Source organism: Ruthenibacterium sp., assembly GCF_017421385.1.
In the GTDB taxonomy this organism is placed as follows: domain Bacteria; phylum Bacillota; class Clostridia; order Oscillospirales; family Ruminococcaceae; genus Ruthenibacterium; species Ruthenibacterium lactatiformans.
Genome location: NZ_JAFOIN010000061.1, coordinates 1 through 19,596, shown reverse-complemented (window position 1 = coordinate 19,596; position 19,596 = coordinate 1). Strand labels below are relative to the sequence as shown.

The window sequence follows — 19,596 nt, the reverse complement described above, 5'->3', positions numbered from 1 at the left end:
TCATTCTGGACGAGGCCACCAGCGCGCTGGACAATGAAAGCGAACACCTGGTGGGCCAGAGCCTGGCGCGGCTGGCCCAGGGGCGCACCACCCTCACCATCGCCCACCGCCTGACGACCATCCAGCACGCGGACCGCATTCTTGTGCTGGGCGAGAACGGCATCGAGGAAGAGGGCACCCACGAAGAGCTGATGGCAAAGCACGGCGTTTACCACAAGCTGTGGACGGGCGCCGCCGCGCTGGACAAGCCCATGATGTAAATAACGTTTTCTTTTCCGCACATCCACACCGAAACAGCAAAGGAGGCACCCTTGGAACAACCGCTCGTATCCATCGTCATCCCCGTGTACAACGCGGCGCCGGACCTTGCGCGCTGCATCGAGAGCGTCCGCAAACAGACCTACCGAAACATCGAGGTATTCCTCGTCAACGACGGCAGCAAGGACGCTTCCAGCCCCATCTGCCACATGTACGAACGCATCGACCCCCGTGTCCATGTCATCGACAAGGAAAACGCGGGCGTTTCCGCCGCGCGCAACACGGGCATCGCGGCCGCACAGGGCAAATACATCCAGTTTGTGGACAGCGACGATTACCTTGCTCCGGGCGCCACGGCCACGCTCATTGAGCGGGCCGAACACGCGGGTGCGGACATGGTGATCGCGCATTACTACCGCGTAGACGGCGGCAAAACCACCCGCCACGGCTTCTTAAAACGCCGCGACGTGATGGACCAGCGCGAATTTGCGCGGGAGCTGATGGACGAACCGGCCAGCTTCTACTACGGCGTGCTGTGGAATAAGCTGTACCGCACGGCGCTCATCCGGGACAACGGCGTGCTGTGCCGGGAGGAACTGAACTGGAGCGAGGATTTCCTGTTCAATTTGGAATACATCCGCTATGCCCACCGCTTCTGCGCGGTGGATACCCCGGTGTATTATTACGTCAAAAACGAAAAAAGCATCACTCATACACAAATCGACCTTGTAGGCGTGGTGAAAACCAAGGCCAAGCTGTTCACCTATTATAAAGGCCTGTACGAAAGCCTTGGCCTGTATGAGAAATTCAAGCCGCAGATCTACAAATATCTGGTGGCCACGGCCGAGCATCCATGACGGGAGGGCGCGCGGCACCATCGGCGCCTTACCGCCCCGCCTGTACTGTGCGCGGGGCTTTTTGCAGCCTGAAACAGGGGGGATTTTGAATGGACTATAAAAAAATGACCGAAACGCGCCAGAGCTGCCGCGCGTTTGACCCTGTGCGCACACCGGACCGCGCCGTGCTGACGCAGGTGCTGGAAGCCGCGCGCCTTGCGCCCAGCGCCTGCAACAGCCAGCCATACCATTTTTATGTGGCCGTAGACGGCACGGCCCGTGCTGTGGGCGCCGCCACCCAAAGTCTGGGTATGAACAAATTTGCCGGCGACTGTCCCGCGTTCATCGTCGTGGCGGAGCAGCCCTACAACCGCAGTGCCGCCGTGGGCGCAAAGCTGAAAGACCAGGACTACCGCGCCGCGGACATCGGCCTGGCTGTGTCCCAGCTCGTCTACCGCGCCCACGAATTGGGGCTTTCCACCTGCATCCTGGGCTGGTTCGACGAGAAAACGCTGCAGGCGCTGCTGAACACAAACGCCCGTGTGCGTCTTATCATCGCCATCGGCTATGCCCGCGCGGACGATGCGCTGCGCACCAAAAAACGCAAATCCCTGGAAGAACTTGTCACCTGGCTGTGACGGCTCCTTCCGTGAAGAAAAGGAGGATACGCACGGTGAAGCTCTGCATCGCGTCCGCTCCATGCAAGGTCTGACAGGACGAGCCTGCATGGAGCATCTTCCCCGCATTCGTCCCGGCGGTGTGCGGTTCGCATAGCGGTCCACACCCGGCAGACTTTGCATTTTTGGATTGAAGTATTTCAAACAAAAAGGAGCAAAGTCGATATGAGATCTTTCAAAGTACTGATCAGAGAGCTGCGCGGCTTTTTGATCTTATGGCTGACCCAGTCCTTTTCCGCACTGGGCAGCGCAATGACGAATTTCGCCCTCATCGTCTGGTCTTACCAGGCGCAGGGCTCTGCACTCACCACAGCGCTTTTGTCCGTATGTTCCTATGCGCCCTATGTTGTGATGAGCATTTTCGCAGGCGCTCTGAGCGACCGTTGGAACAAAAAGGCCGTTATGCTGGCCAGTGACAGCTTTGCTGCACTGTGCACGGTCGCTGTTCTGGTACTGCTTCAGGCCGGACAGCTGGAGATCTGGCACCTGTACTGTCTCAACGCATTGAACGGACTGATGAACACCGTGCAGCAGCCCGCCGCGGATGTAACCATCAGTCTGCTGACGCCCGAAAGACATTACCAGAAAGCCAGCGGCCTTCGTTCGCTCGCCAACTCTCTGATCAACATGCTGACGCCGATGTTTGCCACGGCACTGTTGGCGCTGGCCGGCATCCATGCCGTCATTTTGTTCGATCTGTTCACCTTTTTTGCCGCGTTTCTGTCGCTGCTGTTTCTGGTGAAGCTGCCCGCAGCCCCCTCCGGCGCTGCCCGTGCAGAGAGCGTGCTTCGTTGTGCCCGGCAGGGGCTGCGCTTCTTAAAGGGACAGCGGGGCATCCTTCACCTGATTTTGTTCCTCGCCGCCATCAATTTCACCGCGTCGGTCTACAACGCGGCATTCCCCGCCATGCTGCTTTCCCGCCAAGGCGGCGGCGAGGCTGCTCTGGGTGCCGTCAACACCGCTACGGGAGCCGCGCTGCTTTTGGGCAGTGCCGCCGCCTCGGCGCTGCCGCCGCCCAAAAGCCGTGTGCGGGCGGTTTGCAATACCCTGCTGCTGGCCATGAGTACGGAAAACTTTTTTCTTGCCTTCGGCCGCAGCGTCCCCGTCTGGTGTCTGGGCGCGGTATTGGGCTGGGCCGCCATCCCGTTGATGAATGCCAACCTGGACGTGCTGATGCGCACTCACATCCCCATTGCCATGCAGGGGCGTGTGTTTGCTGCGCGCAATACGCTGCAGTTCTTCACCATTCCGCTGGGGTACTTTGCCGGCGGCCTGCTGGTGGACAAGGTATTCGAGCCGCTCATGGCCCGCCGCCCGGCCGGAAGCCTGCTGTGCGTTTTGTTCGGTGCCGGAAAGGGCTCGGGCGCCGCGCTTCTGTTCTTCCTATTGGGACTGCTGGGTGCTGCCACCTGCCTTGTGTTCCGTCGGGACAGGCAGATCTGGGCGCTGGAATGTCCGGACGGGGCGCGCGCTGCGGGCCGGTAAAACGGCCCGCAGCGCTTTCCCGTACAGCACACTGCTTTCCCTGCACTGCATCCATCTCATAAAAAGGCCCGTGGGCCGCCGTATCTGCGGGGGCCCACGGGCCTTTTTCTTCCTTTTTCTGCCGTGCTTGGGGGCTTATTCCCCAGCGATCTCGATGCGGCGCGCCTGCGGGACCTGCGCCGCCTGCTTGGGCAGCGTCAGCTCCAGCACACCATTTTTGTATGCGGCGCTGATGTGTTCCGTATCCACGCCCGAAACGTCGAAACTGCGGCTGAACGAGCCGAACTTGCGCTCCCGGCGCAGATAGTTGCCGTCTTTGTCCTTTTCTCCGCTCTCGCTGCTGTGGCGCGCCGTGATAACAAGCGTTGTACCGTCCAGATCAATGCCGATGTCCTCGCGCTCAAAGCCCGGCAGCTCTGCCTCCAGCAGATAGCTGTCGCCTTTGTCCTGCACATCGCAGCGGAACTGTGCCATATTGGAAATGCTGCCATCCCAGAAGCTGCGCTCCACATTATCGAGATAATTGAACAAATTGCGTTCATTGCGGCCAAACGGAATCAAGTCAAACATAATCTGCTCCTTTTCTCTGTGCGTACTTTATTTTTCCCGGCGCCCGCGCGCAGGCAGGTTGTTTTGCCGGAACATGTTCTTTTTTGTTCCCCTTCGGAACAATTTTTATTATAAAGGCTGTTCGTGAACTATTTTCGCTAAATTTATGAACAAAACATGAATTTTTAGCACTCTATTATATCGAGTGCTAAAAATTTTCAACTTGCAAATTACACCGCTCTTGTGTATAATGAATTTATCTGCCCGCGATGCTTATAATGTATAAAAAGCGTCTGCAGACGGTTTTACAACACCCCAAGGAGGGATATCATGAGCTTTCTTTCCAAACTGGTCGGCATCGGCCTCGTGGCCGGCGCCGCCGTGGCCGCTGTTAAGCTGATCGAGAAGGTTTGGCCGCAGGACGATGCGCTGGACGACGTAGTATACACTGTTGAAACGGGCGAATTTCCGCAGGAGGACGGTACGGACGCCGAAGATGCGCCCGAAGCGCCTTACCGCCCTTTCGATCCCGACGCAGCCCTCGCGCCCGTGCCGAATGTGAACCCTGTGGAGGCGCCGCCCGCCGTGCCCGTGACTGATCCGACCAAAATCGCGGACCCGGCCGATTTCCAGGACTGGGATGAGCTCGGCTGCCAGGGCTGAACGTTCCGCGTTCCGCCGTATTTGTACGTTACACGCCGCTGCCCTGGATGCAGCGGCGTTTTGCATGGAGGTAACAGCAATGACAAAAATCACAATTTTTTCCGGATTCCTGGGCGCGGGCAAGACCACGCTCATCAAAAAACTCATCCCCACGGCCTACAAGGGCGAAAAGCTGGTGCTCATTGAAAATGAATTCGGTGAGATTGGCATCGACGGCGGCTTTATGAAAGACGCCGGTATCGAAGTAACGGAGATGAACTCCGGCTGCATCTGCTGCAGCCTGGTGGGCGATTTTGGCGCGGCGCTGCAAAAGGTACTGGACGAATACCATCCCGACCGTATCCTCATCGAGCCGTCCGGCGTGGGCAAGCTGTCCGACGTCATCCGCGCCGTTCAGGCCCTGCATGCCGATGTGGAGCTTGCGGGCTTCGTCACCGTGGCGGATGCATCCAAATGCCGCATTTATATGAAAAACTTCGGTGAATTTTACAACAACCAGATCGAGCACGCCAGCGCCATCATTCTGAGCCGCACGCAGAACCTGCCGGAGGATAAACTGGCCGCGGCCGTTGCGCTGCTGCGCGGGCACAACGAAAAGGCCCCCATCGTCACCACGCCGTGGGACGCGCTCACCGGCGCGCAGCTTTTGGACGCGATGGAACAGAAAAACAGCCTGATGGCGGAGCTGACCGCTCTTGCCGGGGAAACTGCCCACACGCATCATCACCATGAAGATGGCTGTACCTGCGAGGCGTGCCGACATGAGCATGGGCATGATGAACACCGCCACGACCACGGGGATGAGCATTGCCACGACGAAGCACACGCACACGGTGGAAACTGCTGTCACAGCGCAGAAGAGCATCACCACGGCGAAGACTGCACCTGCGGGACATGCCGGGACGGGCACGGCCATAACCACGCCGAACACCATCATCACAGCCACGAGGGGCATCACCACGCGGACGAGGTGTTCACAAGCTGGGGAATGGAATCGCCCCGCAAATTCACCGAGGCTGAGGTTGCATTCTGCCTGACGGCTCTGGATTCCGGCGACTACGGCGCGGTGCTGCGCGCCAAGGGCATCGTCCCCGCGGCGGACGGGACCTGGCTGCATTTTGACTATGTTCCCGGTGAGCAGGACATCCGCACGGGCGCCGCCGATTACACCGGCCGCCTGTGCGTTATCGGCGCACAGCTCAACGAAGCGGCGCTCAAAACGCTGTTCGGCGGGGAGGCATGAGCATGAGTATCCCTGTTTATCTGTTCACGGGCTTTCTGGACGCGGGCAAAACCGCTTTCATTCAGGAAACGCTGGAGGACCCGGGCTTCAACACCGGAGAAAAAACGCTGGTGCTGCTGTGCGAGGAAGGTGAAAATGAATACCGCCCCGAAAGGTTCGCAGGCGGAAACGTCAGCTTTCTGCCGGTGGAGGAGCAGGCCGGCCTGACCACCGCTTTTTTAAAAGACTACCAGAAAAAACACCGTGTGGACCGCGTGCTCATTGAATACAACGGTATGTGGCCGCTTCAGGCGCTGTATGACGCGCTGCCCACGGACTGGGATATCTACCAGATCATCCTTCTGGCGGACTCTACCACCTTCGCCTCCTATATGACCAATATGCGCCAGCTTGCCGTGGACAAATTGCAGGACCCTGAAATGGTGATCTTCAACCGCTGCACCGACGCCACGGACAAGGCGTACCTGCACCGCGCCGTTCGCATGGTGAACCGCCGCGCCCAGATGGCGTTTGAGCGCACCGACGGCAGCGTGGACCCCGACGACGTTGTGGATGAGCTGCCCTTTGATACCGACGCGCCTGTCATAGACATCGCGGACGAGGATTTCGGGCTGTGGTATCTGGACGCTATGGACAACCTGGACAAATACATGGGCAAGACCGTGCGCTTCAAGGGTTATGTCTGTCAGACGTCCCGTGTGCCCAAGGGCTGCTTTGTGCCCGGCCGCTTCGGCATGACATGCTGCGCCGAGGATATCTCTTTCATCGGTTTTATCTGCGCGGCGGAAAACGCCGCCGCGCTGCAGCACCGCAGCTGGGTGACCGTGACGGCCACCGTGGGCGCAAAGGAGCATCCCATCTATGACGGCGTCGGCCCCTGGCTGGAGGCTGCCAGCGTCACCCCCGCCCAGCCGCCCAAGGAAGAGCTTGTATACTTCCTGCGCTGAACCGAAAACAGCATCCGCCCGCCGGGTCTCCGGCGGGCGGATGCTGTTTATTGAACGATAAAAATTCCGCTCAGTTGTCCACGCCCTTTTTGCGGAAGGCCAGCGCGAACAGCACTGCACTGCCCGCCGTCCACACGGCAAGCACAGCGACGTCCCAAAGCACGTTCGCCCCCATCCACGATTGGTGCCCAAGCCCCAGAAACATTAAATCGGCCGTAGCCGTGGTCGGCACAAAGGACGCGACTTTCTGAAGCACGCCGCCCATCCCGGCAAACATGGTGGGCAGCATGAATACCAGAGCCAGCGGGCCTGCAATGGTGCCCGTAGAGGTCTGGTCCCGGCAGACGATCCCCGTCAGGCCGCCCAACAGCAGCATCGTTATGCTGCCTGCCGTGCACACCAGCAGGAATACCGGAAGCTGCGCCGGGCCGAAGCCCGTCAGAAAAAACAACACCGTGTCCACCAGCAGAGTGCCTGCCAGCACCGCCAGCGTTTTCGCGGCCAGAAACTCCCCGCCCGTCACATTGCACAGCATCAGCGTGCGCATGGTGTTCTTTTCCTTTTCCTCGGCGATCATCATGCCCAGCACGGAAAGCGGCGTCAGGCACAGGTTCATCATCACGCCCAGCATCAGGAGATAAGCGGGCGACATGCCAAGATCTACGAACTGATAGATAACGATAAAGATCAGCGGCAGCGCCAGCATCAGGAGGACGTTGAGATTTTTGAACATATCCACAATGTCCTTTACAAACAGCGTGCGCAAAACACGCAGATGCTTTTTCATACCAAATTCCTCCCCGTCACCTGCAAAAATATTTCTTCAAGGTCCGGCTCTTCCGAATGCACGGACGCAATGCCCCGTCCGGAAAGGTCCGCCAGCAGCGCCCCAATCGCCTCTGGATTCCTGGCACACTCCAGCGCCTCACCGTCCTCCAGCAATACGCGCACCCTGTCTTTGGCATACTTCAGCTTCAGTTGTGCGGGCACGCCTGTCTCGGCAATACGCCCCTCGTTCAAAAAAGCCACGCGGGCGCACAAACGGTCCGCCTCCTCCATGTTGTGCGTGGTGAGGAAGATTGTCGTGCCGCCGTCGTTCATTTCCCGCAGCAGGCGGTGGATGGCCGCCGTGGTGGCGGGGTCCAGCGCAGCGGTGGGCTCGTCCAGAAACAGCAGCCGGGGCCGGTGCAGCACGGCCATGGCTAAGATCAGCCTCTGGCGCATACCCTTGGAGAGTTTTTTTGCCACGCGCTTGCCCGCGTCGGCCAGGCCCACTTTTTCCAGCACTTCCCCGATGCGGGAGGCGGGCAGGCCGCGCAGGTCTGCAAAAAGCTTCATATTTTCATAGATGCTCATACGCTCGTACACGCCGCTGTTGTCGGACAAAATGCCGATCTGCTCATAAGCCGCGCTGTCAAGGCGGGCAATGGGCGCGCCGAATACGGCAATCTCTCCCGCGCCGGGCCGGAGCTGACGTGTGAGAAGCTTGATGGTAGTGGTTTTTCCCGCGCCCGAAGGCCCAAGAAAACCAAAAATCTCCCCTTCCTTCACGGCAAAGCTCAGGCCGTCCAGCGCCCGGGTACTGCCGAAGGAAAGGGATACGTTCTGCATGGATAGAATGTCCATTGGCGGTTCGCTCCTTTCGGTGAATGATATCATTTTACCGAAAAAAAAGCAGTCTTGCTACAAAAATGCCGTGAAGGGAGCATCCCAAACGGCGAACGGAGCATTACGGGGCATGAACGGAGCAGAAACCATCGCCGTTTTCCGCCGCCGCCCTTTTATTTCCGGCGCGAAAATTCCTCCAAAGGCCCATAAAGCAGATACGGGCATCCGTATCGAAACGATAAGCTGCACCATCCCCGCCGCATACGCCGCCCGGGCAGGCACAGCTTTTATTTTCTCCCGCCATACGCGGCTTCTTTGTCAAAACCGGTACTGCCGCCGCATGGCATCAATGCGGCCCTTGCTGAGCGGCACACCGGATTCCGGCCCGTTCTCCAGCCGCAGCGCGTAGCTGTTGCGCGTCCAGCGCACCACCTCCTGTACCTTCTGCATGTTCACAAGGTAGGAGCGGTGGCAGCGAAAAAAGCCGTAGCGTTCCAGCCGGACAGACAGCTCCTCCAGCGTGAGCGCGCAGGCGTATTCTTCGCCCCGGACGCTGAGCGCCGTGCGGCCGGACGCGCTTTCGGCAAAGTCGATGTCCGAGGGATTGAACAGCAGCAATGTCTCCCCGGCTTTGGCCGGGATCTTTTCCACCGCTGTGCCCTGCGCCGCGCTTTCCTCGGCGGCCTCAAGCCTTTCCAATCCGGTCCCGTCCAAATGGTAGCGCTCGCCCGGCAGCAGATAGACCGTGCGCGTGGAAGCCGTGGCCGCGATGCAGCACCGGCCTGTGGACGGCACGCCGTCCATCCATTCCAGAATACGCCTACATCCTTCCGCGTCCTGCCCGGCCAGCGGTTCTTCGATGTAAAACACCTCGGGAGCGCGGACGATCTCCCGCGCGATGGAAAGCCGCCTGCGCTGGGCCGGCGTCAAACGGCGCAGCGGTGTGCGCCGCGCATCCTCCAGCCCCATGGCGGCCAGCGCGGCGTCGGCCATGCCCCGTGTGCCCGCCATCCGCTCGAACAGACGCAGGTAAGCGGCCGTATTCATTCTGTCGTAAAAGCCTTCGTCCGCACGCACGAAGCCAACGCTGCGCCCGCTTCGGGCCAGCTCCGCGCGCAAAGGCGCGCAAAGCTCCGGCGCACACTCGAAGTTCACGGCACAGCCGCCGCCTTTCAGCAGCAGTTCCCGGGCTGCGTGCGGCAGCGCCGCACTGCTTTCCACGTCAGCTTTCCTCCCCGATCCGTTCCAAAAACGCTTTGCCGTAGGCGTCGGCCTTTTTGCCGCCCACGCCCGGCACCTTCAAAAATTCAGCCATCGTGCGCGGCTTTTGGGCGCTCATGGCGCGCAGCGTCGCGTCGGTGAAAATAACGAACGCCGGTACGCCCGCGCGCTTTGCGAATTTCAAACGCAGTTCCTTCAGGCGCTCGAACAGCGCCATATCCGCGGGCAATGCCGCCGTGCTCTCGTGGGCGCGGGGTGCCTCCCTGGCCACGCGCAGCGTGACGGTGCCGCCGTATTCCAGAAATTCCAGCGCGGGCGCCCCAAGTGAAAGCGTGGGATACTGCCCCGCTGCCTGTTCCAGATAACCCGCGGCCGTAAGGTGGTTGAAGATCGCGCGCAGCCGCGCGGCGGACACACTGCGCAGGCGGCCATAGCCGTCGGCACGCTCCAGCCGGTGGCGCAGCACGCGCTCGCTCTCGCTGCCGCGCAGTGCGTCGATGACAGTGGCCGCGCCCAGCGGGTAGCGCAGATCCCTCAGGAACAGGAAGATGATGCGGGCCTCGCCGCTCACGTCCACCTTTTCCGTCTGCGTGCTGCACACCGAGCAGTTGTCGCAGTGTTCGGGCGCGTTCTCGCCGAAATAGCGCAGCAGATACGCCCGCAGGCAGCTGCCGGAATGGCAGTAAAATGTCATACGGCGCAGCCGTTCCTCGTCCTTCTCCCGTACCAGGCGGCGCGTTTCCTCGTCCAGCGCGTCGTTTTCATCGTCCTTTTCAATAAAAAACCGGTTCGTCACCACATCCTTGCCGCCATACAGCAAAATGCAGTCCGCCGGCTGTCCGTCGCGGCCCGCGCGCCCGGCCTCCTGGTAATAGCTCTCGATGTTTTTTGGCATGTTGTAATGCAGCACAAAGCTGACATTGGATTTGTCGATGCCCATGCCGAAAGCGTTCGTCGCCACCATCACCCGCGCTTCGTCATACAAAAACGCGTCCTGGTTGCGCTGGCGCTCGTCCGCCGAAAGGCCCGCGTGATAACGCGTGGCCGCGTAACCGTCAGCCCGCAGCTTTTCGCACACTTCTTCCACGGTCTTGCGCGTCAGGCAGTACACAATGCCCGAAGCGCCCGTGTGGGCCGCCAGATACCGTGTGACGGCCGCGTATTTGTCCCGCGGCTCCTCTACACCAAAATACAAATTCGGCCTGTCGAAGCCCGTCACCACGGTTACAGGGTCCGCGAGGCCCAGCAGGCGCACGATATCCTCCCGCACCTCGCCCGTGGCCGTGGCCGTAAACGCCCCCACCACGGGGCGGCGGGGCAGCGTTTCCAGAAAGCGGGCGATATCCAGATACCCGGGGCGGAAATCCTGCCCCCACTGAGACACGCAGTGGGCCTCGTCCACACACACCATGCTGATGTTCATGCCCTGCGCAAAATTCTGAAAGCGCGGCGTGAACAGCCGCTCGGGCGCGACGTAGATGATTTTATACACACCTTCCATGGCGTTGGCTATGGCCTTCGCCGTCTGCCCCTCCGTCAGGGAAGAGTTCAGGTATGCAGCGCGCACGCCGCTTTGCACCAGCGCGTTCACCTGGTCCTTCATCAGGCTGATGAGCGGCGACACCACCAGCGTGATGCCCGGCAGCAGCAGCGCGGGCAACTGGTAGCACATGGATTTGCCCGCGCCCGTGGGCATGATGCCCATGGCGTCGCGTCCCTGCAAAAGCGCGTCGATGAGCTGCTCCTGCCCGGGGCGAAAACCCTCGTAGCCGAAAACAGATTTGAGCAACGCGCGTTTTTCACTCACCGGTTGTGCTTCCATTCCAAAAATTCCTCGTAAGTGCCCGTGCGGTCCAGACAGCCCGGCTGGCCCAGCGGCAGCTCGATGATGCGGTTCGCGATCTCATCGATGAACTGGTGGTCATGGGACGAGAAAAGCAGGTTGCCGGGAAAGCGCGCCAGGCCGTCGGCCAGCGCCTGGATGCTCTCCAGGTCCAGATGGTTGGTGGGCTGGTCCAGCAGCAGCACATTGGCGTGGGTCATCATCATACGGCTGAGCATACAGCGTACCTTTTCGCCGCCGGACAGCACCTTTGCGGGCTTGTATACCTCGTCGCCGGAAAACAGCATCCGGCCCAGAAAACCGCGCAGATATGTTTCGGTGGTGTCCTCGCTGTACTGGCGCAGCCAACAGATAAGGTCCTCGTCAAAGCCCTCGAAAAAAGCGGAATTGTCCTGGGGAAAATAGCTCTGGCTCGTGGAAACGCCCCACTTGAAGCTGCCCGCGTCCGGCTCCATCTCGCCTGTCAGGATCTTGAACAGCGCGGTCTGGCCCGCCTCGTTTTCGCCCACGAGGGCGATTTTGTCGCCCTTGTTGGCGATAAAGCTGACATTGTCCAGCACCTTCACGCCGTCCACCGTCTTGGTGATGCCCTCCACAAACAGGATGTCCTTTCCGGCCTCCCGCTCCGGCTCAAAGCCCACATAAGGGTATTTGCGGCTGGAGGCGGGCATCTCCTCCAGCGTAATGGAATCCAGTATCTTCTTGCGGCTTGTGGCCTGCTTGGATTTGGATTTGTTTGCGGAAAAGCGCTGGATAAAGTTTTGCAGATCGCGGATCTTTTCCTCTTTTTTCTTATTCTGGTTGCGGATGAGCTGCTGCATCAGCTGGCTGGATTCGTACCAGAAATCGTAGTTGCCCGCATACATCTGCACCTTGTTGTAATCGATATCCACGATATGGGTGCAAACCGCATTCAAAAAGTGGCGGTCATGGCTGACGACGATGATGGTGCCGGGATAATCCATCAAAAATTCTTCCAGCCAGTCGATGGATTCAATGTCCAGGCCGTTGGTGGGCTCGTCCAGCAGCACGATGGATGGCCGGCCGAACAGAGCCTGCGCCAGCAGTACCTTCACCTTCTGGCGGCCGTCCAGCGCCGACATGGGCGCGGTATGCAGGTCCATCGGAATGCCCAAACCGTTCAAAAGCTGGTCCGCCTCTGTCTCGGCCTCCCAGCCGTTCATCTCGGCAAATTCACCCTCCAGCTCAGCGGCTTTTTCACCGTCCGCGTCGGTAAAGTCCTCTTTCGCATACAGCGCTTCTTTTTCTTTCATAATGTCATACAGGCGGCGGTTGCCCATGATGACGGTGTCCATAACATTGTACTCGTCGTATTTGAAATGGTCCTGCTCCAGAACGCTCATCCGGTCGTCCGCGCCCATAGTCACCGAGCCGGTGGTAGGCTCCAGCGCGCCGGAAAGGATGCGCAGCAGCGTGGACTTTCCGGCGCCGTTCGCTCCGATGATGCCATAGCAGTTGCCGGCCGCAAATTTCAGATCGACGTGTTTATACAGCGTGCTGCCCGCGAACTGCAGGCTGACGTCGGTTACAGTTAACATAAAATTCTCCTTTTTCCCGGGCCGCACCGCACAATCCGCGGCTGACGCCTTAAACTCCGTCCCGCCTGCAGCTTTTCCGTCCTGTTTCGCAAAAGCCCTCGCCAAAACACAACGTGCGGCGGTTTCGCCCACGGGCGAAATCGCGCTGAATGGAGCCGCCTGCGCCGAAGGCACAAGCTGTGAGCCTTGTTTCATGTGACGAAAAAATTTTTGTACGGTCCGGCGTTTTGGAATGCTACAGTGCCGCCCTTTTACAAAACGCTATCTTGTTTACCATACCATGCCCGGCACGCTTTGTAAATACCTTTATACTTTATTATTATGGACGCACGGCGCTTGACGGATGCCGCCGCCATGCCGTACAATGGATGCTGTACCCCCGCTGCGGCAGCGCCCCGCGCCCCGGGCGGGTTCAGAAAGGAGCGCCGCTTTATGCCGCTGATCATCCCACAGACCCTGCCCGCCTACAAGGCGCTCGAGGAAGAAAACGTGTTCGTCATGCACCGGGCCCGCGCCATGACGCAGGACATCCGCCCGCTGCGCATCCTGCTGGTAAATCTGATGCCGACGAAAATCGCCACCGAAACGCAGATCGCCCGCATGCTGGCCAACAGCCCCCTGCAGGTGGAGCTGACGCTGCTGCACATGGATTCCCACGAGAGCACGCATGTGCCCGGAGCGCATCTGGAGGCGTTTTACAAAACCTTCGACGAGATCAAAACCGAGCGCTTCGACGGCATGATCGTTACCGGCGCGCCCGTGGAAATGCTGGCCTACGAGGAAGTAGATTACTGGCCCGAGCTTTGCGCCATTTTTGAATACAGCAAAACGCACGTGTACAGCACGGTGCACATCTGCTGGGGCGCGCAGGCTGCGCTGTATTACCATTACGGCATCCACAAGCGCGTACTGCCGCAAAAAGTGTTCGGCATTTTCGCCCACCGGGTGACACGCCCGAAAAACCCGCTGGTGCGCGGCTTTGACGAAGTGTTCTACGCGCCCCATTCCCGCCATACCGAGCTTTGCCGCGAGGAGGTGGACGCCTGCCCTGCGCTGCGTGTGCTGGCCGAAAGCGGCAGGGCCGGGCTGCATATCCTCGCCACGGATTCCGGCCGCCAGATCTTTGTGTGCGGCCATATGGAATACGACCGCGACACCCTGCGCCTGGAGTACGAGCGCGACGCTAAAAGAGGCCTTCCCATCGCCGTACCGGAGAATTATTTTGAGGATGACGACCCTGCCAAGGGCGTTGTTTTCCGCTGGCGCAGCCACGCCAACCTGTTTTTTTCGAACTGGCTGAATTATTATGTCTATCAGGAAACGCCTTACGATTTGGAGAAGCTGTGAAATGGAAGCAAAGACAGTAAAAAGCAATATGACGGATATGACGCAGGGCAGCCCAGCCAGACTGATCCTGTTTTTCGCGCTGCCGCTGCTGGTGGGCAACATGTTCCAGCAGCTTTACAATATGGTGGACAGCATCGTAGTGGGCCGCTTTGTGGGCAGCACGGCGCTGGCCGCCGTGGGTACGGCGTTTCCTGTGGTGTTCCTGCTGTCCAGTATGTTTATGGGGCTGGGCATCGGAGCCATGGTCATGGTGAGCCAGTTCTACGGCGCGGGCGACGCCGAACGCCTGAAGGCCACCATCGACACTATCTATACCGCGCTCATCGTCGGCATCGTGCCGCTCTCCATCGTGGGCATCCTTGTCAGCCGCCCCATCATCGCGCTGCTGGCGGTCCCGGCCGACACCGCGGACCAGTGCTGGATCTACATGGTCATCGTGCTGGGCGGGCTGATCGGCAGCCTGGGGTATAATGCCAACTCCGGCATCCTTCAGGGCCTGGGCGACAGCAAAACGCCGCTGCTGTTCCTTGTCATAGCGTGCATCATCAACATCGTACTGGACCTTCTGTTCGTGGTGGTATTCCACTGGGGGGTAGCGGGCGTGGCCATTGCCACCATCATTGCACAGGCGTTCAGCTGGATATTCGGCATTTTCTACATCAACAAAAAATATCCCCAGATCCACATCCATCCGTTCTGCTTCAAGTTCGACAAAGCGCTTTTCGGCCAGATCGTCAAGCTGGGCGTGCCCGCCGGCGTGCAGCAGGCGCTGTTCAGCTTCGGCGTCATGGCCATGCAGCGGCTCATCAACAGCTACGGTTCGGCGTTTATGGCGGGCTTCAACGGCGCCAACAAGCTGGATACCTTTGCCTTTATGCCCATCCAGAGCTTTGCCACCGCAGCCACCACGTTCGTTGGGCAAAACATCGGCGCCAACAGGCCCGAGCGCGTGCACAAGGGCACTGTTGCCACGCTGTGGATGAGCTGCGGCTTCAGCGTGCTGGTGGCCGCGCTGCTGCTGCCTACGGGACGCTTCTGCATGCGTCTGTTCTCCACCGAACCCGCCGTCATTGAAAGCGGATTTGCGTACCTGGCGCGCATTCTGCCGTTCTACTGGATGCTGGCCATTATGTTCGTGCTGTCCAGCATCATGCGGGGCGCGGGCGAGATGATGGTGCCTATGATCTCCAGCCTTGCGGCGCTGTGGCTGGCCCGTGTGCCCGCGGCCTATCTGCTGGCGCATTTTTTCGGGCCGATGAACATCCATTTCTGCTACGCCATCGGCTGGGCGCTGGGGCTGGCCATCTGCGTGCCGTACTATTTCTCCGGCCGCTGGAAAGAAAAAAGCATTGTCGTGCGCGCGGCCGGCGGAAGCTGAATACAAAAAAGCGCCTTGAACGGGACCTTCAAAAGTCCTGTTCAGGGCGCGCTTTTTTGCTGCTGCTATTTTCGACGGTCTGCCCGGACAAAAGGCGGCTCAACGCGCGGCTCCACCAGAAGCCTGTATTTTTCAGGACGGCGGTATGCGTTGCCGTGCGCCTCGCATTCGCGGTAGGCGCGAAGCCGCGCCAAATCAAGTGCGGCAAGATAAATTCCTTCCTCTTTATCCGCTTGCAGGATACAGGTATCCCGCGAGCCCTCCAATTCGGGAAGATATGCTACGCCGTCAAAAGCGCTGGAGCCGCCGTTGCAATCCGGAACAGATGCCGGATAATTGCAGGTTGCGACCGCCAGCATGTTTTCAAAGGCCCTTCCCCGCAGCTGGGAAAGGCGGTTGATTTCCATAGGACAGGCATTGGGGACCAAAATGAGCTCTGCCCCTTTCAGCATCAGGACCCGTGCGCTCTCCGGGAATTCCCTGTCGTAGCAGATCATTGCCCCTACTTTTACTTCACCGCAGGCGGTATCCAAAGCGCAAACGTAAAAATCCTCACCGGGTGTCAGCTCCCGCTCCACATCAAAATCACAGGTATGCACTTTGGCGTAAACGAGCTTTCTCTCTCCGAACCTGTCAAAAAGAACAAGCGTATTGCGCGGGCCTCCCGCATATTCTTCCAGCAGCGTGACGCCGATGGCCATTTCCAGCTCCCCGGCAAGCCGCTGGAAGGAACGGACAAAGCTGCCGCCGGACGGAACAGCCTCAGCCTTCCACTCCTCCGCGGGCCGTCCGTAAATATTGTATCCGTTGCTCCACATCTCGGGGAACAAAGCGATATCCGCCCCCATCTTCTTCGCTTTCCGACAGGCACGGATTCCCTTTTCCAGATTCTCTTCCAAGCCGCCGCAGGGCGCTATCTGCAATAAGGCAATTTTCAAAGGCCGCATATATGCCTCTCCCCCTTTACCGCCCGCACAGCGTGCGAACGCGTTCCGCACACAGCAGCATTCCGGCCACGCCCGCCAGCAGGAACGCCGGCAGCAGACCGATGCCCAACCGTGCGGCCAGCACGCCGAACAGAGCGGGCACAAATGTGGTGCCCACATATGCGCATGCCATCTGCAGGCCAATGACCGCCTGGGAACGCTCCGCCCCAAAGCGGTAAGGCGTTTCATGGATCATACTCGGGTACACGGGCGCAAAGCCCAGCCCAAGCACGGCCATTGCCGCCACGCCGAACCCGGCAGGCAGCGGCAGCATCAGCAGCACGGCGCCCCCGGCGCTGACGAGCTGGCCCAGCCGGATGAACGCCGCGCTTTTCATACGCATACTGGCAAACCCGGAAAGGAACCGTCCCAAAGTGATGCCCAAAAAGTACAGCGACACGCCCCGGGCCGCCGCCTCTGCTGAAAGCCCCCGTGCTTCCACCAGGTAGCTGGCGCCCCAAAGGCCCGCGGCCGCCTCGATGGCACAATAGAAAAAGAATGTCGCCAGCGCGCCTTTCACACCCGGAATGTTCAGCGTGCTTTGTTTTTTGCCCGCCTGCTTCGCGGCCGCGGCCTCGGCCCGCAGAGCCGCCCGGTCCTCATATCTGTCCCACATGGGCAGCGTGACGGCCAGCACCGCCACCAGACAGAACTGGATGGCACACACCGCGCCGTAACCGCCGCGCCAGCCATGCTTCCCGCCCAGGAACAGCGATAGGATAACAGGCCCCAATGTAGCTCCCACGCCCCAAAAGCAGTGCAGCCAGCTCATGTGGCGCGCCTCGTAGTGCAGCGCCACAAAGTTGTTCAGCCCTGCGTCCACCGCGCCCGCGCCCAGGCCCATTGGCACCGCCGCCAGCGCAAGCCACCAGAAGCCCGGCGCAAGCGCATAGCCCAGCAGTGCGCAGGCCGTCATTGTCACACTTACCAGCGTTACACGGCCGGTGCCGAAGCGGTGCAGCATCCTGTCCGCCGAAAGGCTGGCCACCACCGTGCCGCCCGCCACGATCATTGAAAGCACGCCCGCACTGTCCAGCGGTACGCCCAGCGCGGGCTGCATGGCGGGCCACGCCGCGCCCAGCAGCGAATCCGGCAAGCCCAGGCTGATGAATGCCGCGTAGATCATACAAAGAAAAAACGTCGCCATAGATCCGGTCCCTTCTGCCCCATCGGGGCGATGTCCTGTGCATGCGCCGGGCTAAGCCTACGGCGCGGTTTAAAACTCCGCAAGCTCCGTAAATGCACTGTCCTCCGCTTCGGTGACGCTCCCATAGATGCACCGGGTCCTGCAGCCCACACGCAGATAATGGCGCAAAACGGTCTTTGCCGTGAAAGGCATCTCCCGCTTCAGCACGCTGTCATACGGCACCCACTCCAGCCTGCCCTCATCACATGTGCCTCTCACTGCGGCGCCGGGTTTCAGCCCTGCAAAAAAATAGTAATTCTGCCGGATCTCCCCGTTTTTCATGCGCAGCGTGATATACCGCAGACGCAGCTCCTCCAGGCTTTCCTCCGTAAGGCCGGTCTCTTCCTGCAGCTCCCGCAGAGCACAGGCCCGAGGGTCGTTCAATTCGGCCTGCTCAAAATGGCCGCCTACGCCGCACCAGGACGGCGCTACCACGCGGGAGCCGACCCGGTACAGCATCAGCAGTTTCCCCTCCCGGAAAAGGTATACCGCAGTCATATTCCGCAGCTTCTCAGCCATGGCGTTTCCCTCCGTCCGGCGCGCTGCTGCACGCCAATGTTTCCAGTATAAAACGGGCCGCCCGTTTTTTCAAGCCGGACAGCCTGTTTCATCTTGGAAAAGAACTGCTTTTTCGCCAAGGTGCTTCCGAACAGGCGTTTGGCCCCGTTCGCCGCGCACGGCGGTCTTCGCCGCAGCTTCGCTTTAAACGCCCCGCGCCGGCCCGCGGGGCGCACAGCATTGTTTGAAATGAAAAAGGGGACAGCTGAGCGCTAAGGGCCGCATCCCCTTTCGGCGCGGTTGTCCGCAAGGAGACTTTGCACGCTTCTATACGCGCCTGCGGGCGCAGTTTCCCCTTTGGCCGCATCCGCCCCATGGCCTGCACTTTGCTTCGCAAGGCTGCATGGCTTTGCCGCCGCCAGCTTTTTCTCCGGAAGCTCTTTTACCTTTTCACTTTTTTCGGCATTCCGACAGGCCGCCCGTTTCTTTATCGCCTCGGCAAAAACGGAATGCCGCAGCGCTTCACGCCGCCCCCAGGCTCAGCAGCCACCGCAGCGCGGGACAGAGTCCCGGACAATTCGCCGTCAGATACGCCGCCACATCCTGCATCTTCGTCGCTTCGGTGATAACCAGGCCCGCATCTGCATTCGCCCCCACAGAGACAGGCGCCGCAGCTGCGCCGCCCACGGCCACCCGGGAAGCAACGGCCGCGCCGCCCATGGCGTACATACCAATGGCACAGCCGCCTGCCGCCACCAGCCCCACGGCCACGCCGCCCACAGCGAACCCGCCCAGCGCAAGGCCACCCAGGCTCAGCAGGCCCACACCAATGCCGCAGAAGCTTACAACGCCCACGCCAAATCCCCCCAGCGCGACGATGCCCGTGGCAATATTGCCGATGGCGATGACGCCTTTTGCACGCCGCAGGCCATAGCCGCAGTTGATGTGCACCAGTGGGAGGCCGAACAGTGTGTGTTTGCTTTTGTATTCATAACCGGGAACAACGTTCACCGTCGCGCCCGCCGGCACACACACCGTCTGTCCTGCCGTCACCACCTGCACCGTACCGCCGGGCTTCGTTTCCACCACGGCCTCCGGCCGCACCAACGCGTCCAGTGAAGTACCGAACAGGTCCGCCAGAGCCACCAGCTTGGGCAGATCCGGCATGGTCTGTCCCGTTTCCCTTAGTTAAAGATATTGTTGGGTATCTCAAGATGTGTCATTCGATTTTGCCGATAAAGCGGTAGAAGATTTCCACTTCCTGTTCCCGGCTTCCGTCCTCACTTTTGACCGCTTCATGGACAAGGATTTT

19 protein-coding genes and 2 pseudogenes are annotated in these 19,596 nt (G+C 60.0%); 9 read left to right on the top strand and 12 right to left on the bottom strand.

From position 1 onward, the window contains the following. The 4 genes and pseudogenes from IIY41_RS06425 to IIY41_RS06410 form a co-directional block, all read left to right on the top strand. Nucleotides 1-260: pseudogene (locus IIY41_RS06425) on the top strand (ABC transporter ATP-binding protein); the annotation flags it as partial. A 51-nt stretch (nt 261-311) separates the two neighbouring features. After that, a complete protein-coding gene (locus tag IIY41_RS06420; protein WP_069955701.1) occupies nt 312-1,115 on the top strand; it encodes a glycosyltransferase in 804 nt (267 codons plus the stop codon). Between the two features lie 89 nt (nt 1,116-1,204). Continuing rightward, nucleotides 1,205-1,732 carry a nitroreductase family protein gene (locus tag IIY41_RS06415; protein WP_009324774.1) on the top strand — a complete coding sequence of 176 codons (528 nt, stop codon included), beginning with the start codon at nt 1,205-1,207 and terminating at the stop codon, nt 1,730-1,732. Between the two features lie 204 nt (nt 1,733-1,936). Beyond that, nucleotides 1,937-3,256: an MFS transporter gene (locus IIY41_RS06410; RefSeq protein ID WP_287400163.1), complete on the top strand. Its 1,320-nt coding sequence runs from the start codon at nt 1,937-1,939 to the stop codon at nt 3,254-3,256. 135 nt (nt 3,257-3,391) lie between these two features. Here the strand turns inward: IIY41_RS06410 and IIY41_RS06405 are convergent, their stop codons facing one another. Continuing rightward, a complete protein-coding gene (locus IIY41_RS06405) occupies nt 3,392-3,826 on the bottom strand; it encodes an Hsp20/alpha crystallin family protein (RefSeq protein WP_009324776.1) in 435 nt (144 codons plus the stop codon). 309 nt (nt 3,827-4,135) lie between these two features. On the opposite strand from IIY41_RS06405, the gene IIY41_RS06400 reads away from it, so the two are divergent. From IIY41_RS06400 to IIY41_RS06390, 3 genes are all read left to right on the top strand, one after another. After that, complete coding sequence (locus IIY41_RS06400; protein WP_009324777.1) at nt 4,136-4,468, top strand: hypothetical protein; 333 nt, start codon at nt 4,136-4,138, stop codon at nt 4,466-4,468. Nucleotides 4,469-4,547: 79 nt separating this feature from the next. Further along, nucleotides 4,548-5,711: a CobW family GTP-binding protein gene (locus tag IIY41_RS06395; RefSeq protein ID WP_050004974.1), complete on the top strand. Its 1,164-nt coding sequence runs from the start codon at nt 4,548-4,550 to the stop codon at nt 5,709-5,711. 2 nt (nt 5,712-5,713) lie between these two features. Beyond that, entirely contained in the window at nt 5,714-6,658 is a 945-nt protein-coding gene (locus IIY41_RS06390; RefSeq protein ID WP_287400162.1) for a TIGR03943 family putative permease subunit, read from the top strand. A gap of 70 nt (nt 6,659-6,728) precedes the next feature. On the opposite strand, the gene IIY41_RS06385 is transcribed toward IIY41_RS06390, so the two are convergent. The 6 genes and pseudogenes from IIY41_RS06385 to IIY41_RS14145 form a co-directional block, all read right to left on the bottom strand. Further along, complete coding sequence (locus IIY41_RS06385; protein WP_287400161.1) at nt 6,729-7,445, bottom strand: ABC transporter permease; 717 nt, start codon at nt 7,443-7,445, stop codon at nt 6,729-6,731. Beyond that, on the bottom strand, nt 7,442-8,284 hold the full coding sequence (locus tag IIY41_RS06380; RefSeq protein ID WP_058723552.1) for an ABC transporter ATP-binding protein: 843 nt from the start codon (nt 8,282-8,284) through the stop codon (nt 7,442-7,444). The genes IIY41_RS06385 and IIY41_RS06380 overlap by 4 nt, the downstream gene beginning before the upstream one ends. A gap of 300 nt (nt 8,285-8,584) precedes the next feature. After that, on the bottom strand, nt 8,585-9,487 hold the full coding sequence (locus tag IIY41_RS06375) for a LytTR family transcriptional regulator DNA-binding domain-containing protein (RefSeq protein WP_287400160.1): 903 nt from the start codon (nt 9,485-9,487) through the stop codon (nt 8,585-8,587). 1 nt (nt 9,488) lies between these two features. Then, complete coding sequence (gene recQ / locus IIY41_RS06370; protein ID WP_058723554.1) at nt 9,489-11,309, bottom strand: DNA helicase RecQ; 1,821 nt, start codon at nt 11,307-11,309, stop codon at nt 9,489-9,491. Continuing rightward, on the bottom strand, nt 11,291-12,295 hold the full coding sequence (locus IIY41_RS14150) for an ABC-F family ATP-binding cassette domain-containing protein (protein WP_462982596.1): 1,005 nt from the start codon (nt 12,293-12,295) through the stop codon (nt 11,291-11,293). Before IIY41_RS14150 ends, recQ begins: the two co-directional genes overlap by 19 nt. A gap of 54 nt (nt 12,296-12,349) precedes the next feature. Further along, nucleotides 12,350-12,889: pseudogene (locus IIY41_RS14145) on the bottom strand (ATP-binding cassette domain-containing protein); the annotation flags it as partial. Between the two features lie 432 nt (nt 12,890-13,321). Here IIY41_RS14145 and metA point away from each other — a divergent pair. Both metA and IIY41_RS06355 read left to right on the top strand, forming a co-directional pair. Then, nucleotides 13,322-14,236 carry a homoserine O-acetyltransferase MetA gene (gene metA / locus IIY41_RS06360; RefSeq protein ID WP_287400159.1) on the top strand — a complete coding sequence of 305 codons (915 nt, stop codon included), beginning with the start codon at nt 13,322-13,324 and terminating at the stop codon, nt 14,234-14,236. Nucleotide 14,237: 1 nt separating this feature from the next. After that, nucleotides 14,238-15,614 carry an MATE family efflux transporter gene (locus IIY41_RS06355; RefSeq protein ID WP_009324786.1) on the top strand — a complete coding sequence of 459 codons (1,377 nt, stop codon included), beginning with the start codon at nt 14,238-14,240 and terminating at the stop codon, nt 15,612-15,614. A 65-nt stretch (nt 15,615-15,679) separates the two neighbouring features. On the opposite strand, the gene IIY41_RS06350 is transcribed toward IIY41_RS06355, so the two are convergent. From IIY41_RS06350 to IIY41_RS06330, 5 genes are all read right to left on the bottom strand, one after another. Further along, nucleotides 15,680-16,561: a carbon-nitrogen hydrolase family protein gene (locus IIY41_RS06350; RefSeq protein ID WP_009324787.1), complete on the bottom strand. Its 882-nt coding sequence runs from the start codon at nt 16,559-16,561 to the stop codon at nt 15,680-15,682. 16 nt (nt 16,562-16,577) lie between these two features. Then, nucleotides 16,578-17,747, bottom strand: coding sequence for an MFS transporter (locus IIY41_RS06345; RefSeq protein ID WP_287400158.1), 1,170 nt, complete (start codon nt 17,745-17,747; stop codon nt 16,578-16,580). 69 nt (nt 17,748-17,816) lie between these two features. Then, nucleotides 17,817-18,305 carry an NUDIX domain-containing protein gene (locus IIY41_RS06340; protein ID WP_009324789.1) on the bottom strand — a complete coding sequence of 163 codons (489 nt, stop codon included), beginning with the start codon at nt 18,303-18,305 and terminating at the stop codon, nt 17,817-17,819. Nucleotides 18,306-18,806: 501 nt separating this feature from the next. Then, on the bottom strand, nt 18,807-19,451 hold the full coding sequence (locus tag IIY41_RS06335) for a transcriptional regulator (protein ID WP_287400157.1): 645 nt from the start codon (nt 19,449-19,451) through the stop codon (nt 18,807-18,809). 52 nt (nt 19,452-19,503) lie between these two features. Beyond that, on the bottom strand, nt 19,504-19,596 hold a 93-nt coding region (locus tag IIY41_RS06330; protein WP_276918973.1), incomplete at its 5' end, for a DUF4368 domain-containing protein.